This is a genomic window from Burkholderia sp. Tr-862 (genome assembly GCF_011753085.1).
Lineage (GTDB): Bacteria > Pseudomonadota > Gammaproteobacteria > Burkholderiales > Burkholderiaceae > Burkholderia > Burkholderia ambifaria.
This window is the reverse complement of the sequence record NZ_VWWG01000082.1, coordinates 24,139-30,945: the sequence shown is the minus strand read 5'-3', so window position 1 is coordinate 30,945 and position 6,807 is coordinate 24,139. Positions and strand designations below refer to the sequence as shown.

Annotated in this window: 6 protein-coding genes; 1 reads left to right on the top strand and 5 read right to left on the bottom strand. The window is 70.1% G+C overall.

Going from position 1 to position 6,807, the window contains the following annotated elements:
* A partial coding sequence (locus tag F3J14_RS21090; RefSeq protein ID WP_166724676.1) for an LLM class flavin-dependent oxidoreductase occupies positions 1-436 on the top strand: 436 nt, incomplete at its 5' end.
* A 94-nt stretch (positions 437-530) separates the two neighbouring features.
* Here F3J14_RS21090 and F3J14_RS21085 read toward each other — a convergent pair.
* The 5 genes from F3J14_RS21085 to F3J14_RS21065 are packed head-to-tail and all read right to left on the bottom strand — an operon-like array spanning position 531 to position 6,747.
* Positions 531-1,472 carry an ABC transporter substrate-binding protein gene (locus F3J14_RS21085; RefSeq protein ID WP_166724675.1) on the bottom strand — a complete coding sequence of 314 codons (942 nt, stop codon included), beginning with the start codon at positions 1,470-1,472 and terminating at the stop codon, positions 531-533.
* A 34-nt stretch (positions 1,473-1,506) separates the two neighbouring features.
* Entirely contained in the window at positions 1,507-3,291 is a 1,785-nt protein-coding gene (locus F3J14_RS36100; RefSeq protein WP_166724674.1) for an amino acid ABC transporter permease/ATP-binding protein, read from the bottom strand.
* A gap of 59 nt (positions 3,292-3,350) precedes the next feature.
* Positions 3,351-4,709, bottom strand: a complete 1,359-nt coding sequence (locus F3J14_RS21075; RefSeq protein WP_166724673.1) for an LLM class flavin-dependent oxidoreductase — start codon at positions 4,707-4,709, stop codon at positions 3,351-3,353.
* Between the two features lie 7 nt (positions 4,710-4,716).
* Positions 4,717-5,766 (bottom strand): LLM class flavin-dependent oxidoreductase, encoded by a 1,050-nt coding sequence (locus tag F3J14_RS21070; protein WP_166724672.1) that lies wholly within the window; start codon positions 5,764-5,766, stop codon positions 4,717-4,719.
* Positions 5,767-5,805: 39 nt separating this feature from the next.
* Positions 5,806-6,747 (bottom strand): ABC transporter substrate-binding protein, encoded by a 942-nt coding sequence (locus F3J14_RS21065; RefSeq protein WP_166724671.1) that lies wholly within the window; start codon positions 6,745-6,747, stop codon positions 5,806-5,808.
* Positions 6,748-6,807: the final 60 nt, after the last annotated feature.

Genomic DNA, 6,807 nt, shown 5'->3' with positions numbered 1-6,807 from the left:
GCCGCGCATCAGCGTGTCGTTCCGGCCGATCGTCGCGGACACCGAAGCCGCCGCGTGGGAGAAGGCCGAGGCGATCCGCGCGCGCGTGCGCGCGGCACGGCTCGCGCACGGCCAGCCGATCGACGGCCACGCGCCGCAGAATGCCGGTTCGCAGCGGCTGATGGCCGCGGCCGCGCAGGGCGACGTGCTCGACGAGCGGTTGTGGATGGGCGTCGCGAACCTGACCGGCGCACGCTGGAATTCGACTGCGCTCGTTGGCACGCCCGAGCAGGTCGCGCGTGCGCTCGGTGCGTATTACCGGCTCGGCGTGTCGACGTTCCTGATACGCGGTTTCGATCCGCTCGACGATGCGCTGGCCTACGGGCGCGATCTGATTCCGGCGATTCATGCGCATATCGCGGAGCTCGACCGGGAGGATGCGGCGGTGACGGCCTAGGCGACGACGGCCGATTTTTCGTCTCGCCCCGGCATGTCGATCGCGGACTGCCGGGGCGATTTCATTTCGTGCACCGGTGCATCGGCCCGTCGAGTCAGAACGACGGCAACCCCGGCGGATTCGTCTGCGCACGCGCGAGCGCCTCGCTCTGCAACCCCCAGCGCGCGAGCGCCTGCCCGTAGCGGCCGTTGTCGATCAGTGTGTTCGTCGCGAGCGTCAGGGCCGACGCGAGCCCGCTGCCGCGACGCGTCGCGATCGCGACATCGGCATTCGCCGGCCAGCCCGCGTTGACGACGCCGACCCGGCGGATCTTGCCGTCGCGCGCGGCCTCGTACGCGAGCGACGCGTTCGGGTTCAGCTCGGCATCCGCGCGGCCCGACAGCAGCGCGACGCGTGCCGCCGCGTCGTCGTCGAAATAGAGCAGCTCGGTCGCCTTCGACCCTAGCGCGACATTGCGCCGGCTCCATTCGAGCAGGATGCGCTCCTGGCTCGTCCCCGCGCCCGTGATGATGCGCAATCCCGCGATGTCCTTCGGTTCGGCGATCCGCGCGATCGGGCTCGCGTTGCGCACGTAGAAGCCATGCAGCCCGAGCCGGTAGGTCGTGAAGTCGTACTTCTCCTTGCGTTGCTCGGTCACGCCGACGTTCGAGATCACCGCATCGTACTTGCCGGACGTGAGCCCGAGCGGCCAGTCGGCCCATGCGATCGGCACCAGCCGCAGCGTGCGGCCCAGCGCGTCCGCGACGAGCTGGGCATAGTCGGGGTCCGCGCCCACCACGGTGCGCGCGTCGGTCGCGTAGGTCGACACCGGCGGCGCGTGCGGCGAGATCGCCACCGTGAAGGCCCCGTCGCGCACCCAGCGGTAGTGGCTTGCCGCGCGAATCGCCGTGTCGTCGCGCGACGCACGGATCCGGCCGCTCTGGCGCGGATCGAGGTCCGCCGTCGCAGTGGCTGCATCGGCCGCCTCGGCTGCATGCCAGCGCAGGCTGGTTGCGGCCGCAAGCGCGGCTGTCATGAACTGGCGTCGGTCGATCATCGTCGGTCGCCTCGGAGATGGGAAGCGGCGTGCATCACAGCACCCGCGACAGGAACGCGCGCGTGCGCGGATGGGCCGGCGCGTCGAGCACGACGGCGGGCGGCCCCGACTCGACGACGCGGCCGCGCTCCATGAACAGCACGTTGTCCGCGACTTCGCGCGCGAAGCCGATCTCGTGCGTGACGATCACGAGCGTGGTGCCCGAGCGAGCGAGTTCCTTGATCACGTCGAGCACTTCGTTGACCAGTTCGGGATCGAGCGCCGACGTCGGCTCGTCGAACAGCAGCACCTTCGGACGCAATGCGAGCGCCCGCGCGATCGCGACGCGCTGCTGCTGGCCGCCGGACAGCTGGCGCGGGTAGGCATCGGCTTTATCCGCGAGGCCGACACGGGCGAGCAGCGTACGCGCGGTGCGCTCGGCGGCCTCACGCGTGACGCCCGCGACGGCGACGGGCGCCTCCACCAGGTTCTCGAGCACGGTCAAGTGCGGAAACAGGTTGAAGTTCTGGAACACCATGCCGACCGCCGTGCGCCGCTTCAGCACGTCGCGCTCCTTCAGCTCGTGCAGTACGTCGCCGTCGCGCCGATAGCCGATCAGCTCGCCGTCGATGTCGATGAAGCCGTCGTCGACGCGTTCGAGATGGTTGATCGTGCGCAGCAGCGTCGATTTGCCCGACCCGGACGGCCCGATGATCGCCGTCACGCTGCCGCGCGGCGCGACGAACGACACGTTGTCGAGCACGCGCTGCATGCCGAACTGTTTCGATACGTTGTGCACGGCGACTTCGCCGCCGACGCTCGGCAGCGGCGCTGCCGCGGCGTCGCCGCGGGCCGTTGCGGTGGCTGTTGCGTGGCGTGCCGCGGCACGCCGCCACAGCGCACCGACGCGCGCCAGCACGAACGTCAGTGCCGACGGCGGCGGGTTGCGCAACGCCCCGCGCGCGTAGTGGCGCTCGACCTGAACCTGGATCGCCGACAGCACGGTCAGGATGATCAGGTACCAGACGGTCGCGACCATCAGCAGCGGAATCACTTCGAGATTGCGGCGATAGATCACCTGGACCGTATAGAACAGCTCGGGCATCGCGAGCACGTACACCATCGACGTGCCTTTCGCGAGCGAGATGAGATCGTTGAACGCGGTCGGCAGGATGGCGCGCATCGCCTGCGGCAGCACGATCCGCGTGGTCTGACGGCCGCGCGGCAGGCCGAGCGCCGCGGCGGCTTCGAGCTGCCCCTGGTCGACCGCGAGAATGCCGCCGCGGATCACCTCGGCGGAAAACGCCGCGTGGTTCAGCGTGAGGCCGAGCACGGCCGCGAGGAACGGGCTGATCAGGTCGGTGGTCGGCGTGTCGAACCACACGATGTCGGTGAACGGCACGCCGAGCCGCACGTGTTCGTACAGGTAGCCGAGATTGTTGAGGATCAGCAGCAGCACGATCAGCGGAATCGACCGGAACAGCCACACGAAGGTCCACGCGCTCGCGGCGAGCAGACGCGAACGCGACAGCCGCGCCAGCGCGACGAATGCGCCGAGCGCGAAGCCGAATACCGCGCCGAGCAGCGTCAGCACGAGTGTGCGCGCGAGCCCGGACAGCACCGGCGGCGACAGAAACCATTCGGCGAATACCGGCCAGCCCCATTGCGGGTTGCCGAGGATCGAATGCAGCGCGAGCGCGATCAGCACGAGCGCGAGCACGGTGCCGGCCGTGCGCGAGCGGTGGCGGGCCGGCACGATGCGCAGGCGCGTGCCGGCGTCGCGGACGCGGGACGAAGGAAGCGGCGGCAGTGCGCCGCCGAGATGGGTCGTGTCGCTCATGTCGGTGAAGGTCCTCGATCGGGTCGGTCGGACGCGCCGCGCGTGGCGGCGCGTCGGCGTCACGCGTGCGCTTCGGCCGCGTCGTCCTGTTTTTGCGCTGCGCCGGGTGTCGCATGGCGGCTTGCCTTGCGCGGCAGGCCGAGGTGGTCGCGCAGCGTGCTGCCCGGCAGGTCGCGGCTGTAGCGGCCGCGCGCCTCGAGCACCGGAATCACGAGGTCGACGAAGTCGTCGACGCCCTGCGCCTGCACCGCGAAGCCGAGGATGAAGCCGTCGCCGGCGCCGGCGTCGTGCCAGCGGATCAGCTCGTCGGCGACATGCTCGGCCGTGCCGATGAAGTTCGGGCGCGGCGTCGCGACGGCGAGCGCCGTCTCGCGCAGCGTGAGGTGCTTGCGCTTCGCGTCGGCCTTGATCCGGTCGGTGGTCGAGCGGAAGCTGTTGCGACCGATGTCGCCGAGTTCGGGGAACGGCGCGTCGAGCGCGTACTGCGTGAAATCGTGGTGATCGAAATAGCGGCCGAGATAGGCGAGCGCCTCGTCGATCGTCAGCAGGTCGCGGATCGCCTGGTATTTGTCTTCCGCCTCGGCGGCCGTGCGGCCGACGATCGGGCCGACGCCGGGGAAGATCTTCACGTCGCCGGGCTGCCGTCCGTGCTCGACCGCGCTGTGCTTCACGCGCCGCGTGAACGCGGCCGTTTCGTCGAGCGACGGCGAATGCGTGAACACGGCATCCGCATACTTGCCCGCGAGCCCGATGCCCGTGTCGGACGAGCCGGCCTGGAAGATCACCGGCTGCCCCTGCGGCGAGCGCTGGATGTTCAGCGGGCCCGCGACCTGGAAGAAGCGGCCGTGATGGTCGAGCGTGTGGAGCTTGTCGCGATCGAAGAAGCGCCCGGTCGCGCGATCGCGCACGAACGCGTCGTCGTCCCAGCTGTCCCACAGCCCTTGCACGACCTCGAGGTATTCGTCGGCGATCTCGTAGCGCAATGCGTGCTCGGGATGCGCCTTGCCGAAATTCTTCGCGGTGCCTTCGAGCGGCGTCGTCACGACGTTCCAGCCCGCGCGCCCGCCGCTGATCGCGTCGAGCGACGCGAGCTGGCGCGCGACCGTGAACGGCTCGCTGTACGACGTCGAGATCGTGCCCGCGAGCCCGATCTTGCGCGTCGCGACCGCGAGCGCCGACAGCACGGTCAGCGGCTCGAAGCGGTTCAGGAAGTGCGGGATCGACTTCTCGTTGATGTAGAGGCCGTCCGCGACGAACGCGAACGCGATGCCGGCGGCTTCCGCCTTGCGCGCGATGCCGATCGCGAAGTCGAGGTTGATGCTCGCGTCCGGCGGATTGCTCGGGTGCCGCCAGGCGTTCATGTGGCTGCCTGCGCCTTGCAGCATCAGGCCGAAGGGAATCGATCGTCGGGTCGTCATGGGGGCGTCACGCGTTCTGGTCGGGGTAAAGGGAACGTTCGGCCGAAAGGGCCGCCCGCACGGGCGTGATCGACTGCGCGCCGCCGAGCCATTCGGCCGACGCGAGCCGCGCCGCGTAATCGGTCACCGGCGAGTCGATCACGAACGCGTCGACGTCGAGCCGCCGGCTCAGCGCGTCGAGCGCGCGGTGCACGCGCTCGGGCGTATCGGCCAGCACGGTCGGGCGCAGCTCGTCGATCCGGTAGTCGGACGCGCCGCTTTGCCGCGCGAATTCCGCCGCGGCCTGCGCGCTCGCCAGGTTGAAGCTCTGGCCGCCGGCGAACTGCAGCCGGAAGATCTTCAGCGGCCCGATCAGCTGCTCGGCCGCGTCGCGGGTCGGCGCTGCGACCGCGTACAGCGCGACGAGCGCGCGCGTGCCGCCCGCGTCGCGATACGCAGCCAGCGAGCGCTCGAGGTTCGCGTCGTCGCCGTTGAAGTGTCCCGCGTAGCAGAAGCGCCAGCCGTGGCGCGCGGCGAGCGCGCCGCTGTCGGGCGAGCCGCCGAGCAGGATGCGCTCGGGCGCGTGCGGCGGCACCGGCAGTGCGACCGCACCGGCCAGCGGATGATCTTCGGCGACGCCCCAGCCGAGGAACGCGTCGAGCGCCGCGAGCTGGCCCGCGAAGTCGGGCTTGTTCGCCTTGTCGTGAAACCACTGCAGCGCGCGCGTGGTGAGCGGCAGCCCGCCGGGCGCCTTGCCGATGCCGAGATCGACGCGGCCCGGCCCGAGCGCGGCGAGCAGCCTGAACGACTCGGCGACCTTGAACGGGCTGTAGTGCTGCAGCATCACGCCGCCCGAGCCGACGCGAATGCGCGACGTGTGCGCAAGCAGATGCGCGACCACGATCTCGGGCGCGGAACTCGCGAAGCCCGGTGCGCCGTGATGCTCGGCCACCCAGAAGCGCTCGTAGCCGAGCTGTTCCGCGCGCTGCGCGAGGGTCGTCGTGAAGCGCAGCGCGTCGGCGGCGGTCGTGCCGTCGGCGATCGGGCTCTTGTCCAGCAATGAAAGCGAATAAGACATGGTGTTCGGCATTCCTGCGCAAGGCGTGGAGGGCGGCGCTCAGATCTTCGGCAGGCCCGGCGGATTGGTGCGCGACTGGTCGATCGCTTCCGATGCGAGGTTCCAGCGGTCGAGGATCTGCTGGTAGCGGCCGTTCTTGATCAGCCCGTTCAGCGCGACCGTCAGCGGATCGGCGAGCCCGCTGCCGCGGCGCGTCGCGATCGCGATGTCGGCCGTGCGCGGCCAGCCGCCGCTGATCGCGCCGACGAGCCGCGTCTTGCCTTGCTGCGCGCTCTGGTACGCGAGCACCGAGTTCACGCTGAACACGGCATCCGCGCGGCCCGACTGCACGGCGACGATCCGCATCGCCTGGTCGTCGTAGTACTGGACCTGCACGGGCTTCAGGCCGTGCGCGATGTTCTCGCGGTCCCACGCGAGCAGGATCTTTTCCTGGTTGGTGCCGGCGTCGGTCACGATGCGCAGCCCCGCGACGTCCTTCGGCTCGCGGATCGACTGGAACCTGCTGTCGTTACGCACGTAGAAGCCGACCTGGTCCTTGCGGTAGGTCGAGAAATCGAACTTCTGCTTGCGCTCCTCGGTGACAGTGACGTTCGAGATCACCGCGTCGACCTTCCCCGATTCGAGCGCGAGCGGCCAGTCGGCCCACGCGAGCGGGACGATCTTCAGCTTGCGGCCGAGGCTGTCGGACACGAGCTGGCCGACGTCCGCGTCGAAGCCGATCACCGTGCGCGCGTCGGTCGCATACGAACTGATCGGCGGCAGGCTCGGCGCGACGCCGATCGTCAGCGTGCCGGCTTCGGCGAACTTGAACGACGCGGGTACCGCACGTTCGACGGCCGCATCGGCGGTGCCGCGCGGGCGGCCGCGCTGCTCGGGGCTCAGATCGAAGGTCGCGGCGGCCGCGGCGATCGCGGTCACGCCGATCAGTGCGGCGGCCAGCGTGCGTAGCGCGCGCGGCGTGAAGGGTACGGCTCGTGGCATGGATGCGTCCTGTCGTTGTCGTGTCGTTGTGTGTCGTGGGAGACGGAGTCGGATGAAGCG

Excerpts from the sequence above, each read along its gene's own strand:
- F3J14_RS21065 (WP_166724671.1), bottom strand. The coding sequence starts at position 6,747 with ATGCCACGAGCCGTACCCTTCACGCCGCGCGCGCTACGCACGCTGGCC.
- F3J14_RS21075 (WP_166724673.1), bottom strand. The coding sequence starts at position 4,709 with ATGACGACCCGACGATCGATTCCCTTCGGCCTGATGCTGCAAGGCGCA.
- F3J14_RS21085 (WP_166724675.1), bottom strand. The coding sequence starts at position 1,472 with ATGATCGACCGACGCCAGTTCATGACAGCCGCGCTTGCGGCCGCAACC.
- F3J14_RS21070 (WP_166724672.1), bottom strand. The coding sequence starts at position 5,766 with ATGTCTTATTCGCTTTCATTGCTGGACAAGAGCCCGATCGCCGACGGC.
- F3J14_RS36100 (WP_166724674.1), bottom strand. The coding sequence starts at position 3,291 with ATGAGCGACACGACCCATCTCGGCGGCGCACTGCCGCCGCTTCCTTCG.